Here is a 245-nt window from a genome sequence, read left to right as displayed (position 1 = left end):
GCGTTCACCTTGAGTTTCTGCGCCAGCGCCTTGAGATCCGGCAGCCACTGCTTGGCCGCGCCCACCAGCACCACCACCGAGGTGGCCATGCAGCGCTGGCCCGCCGCGCCGAAACCGGCACCGACCAGGGCATTGAGGGTGTGCTCGCGGTTGGCGTCCGGCAGCACCACCGCATGGTTCTTGGCGCCCATCATCGACTGCACACGCTTGCCGTGCTTGCCGGCCAGGTCGTAGACGTGCGTGCC

The 245-nt window shown here is 68.6% G+C and carries 1 protein-coding gene; it reads right to left on the bottom strand.

The genetic code is table 11. The annotated features are described in order from the left end of the window. On the bottom strand, nucleotides 1-245 hold a 245-nt coding region (locus AC0L3J_RS38305), incomplete at both ends, for an aldehyde dehydrogenase family protein (RefSeq protein WP_473350609.1).

The sequence above is a fragment of the Bradyrhizobium sp. Kon37 genome, assembly GCF_055807535.1.
The sequence above is the reverse complement of the archived record's forward strand: the minus strand, read 5'-3'. Positions and strand labels throughout refer to the sequence as shown.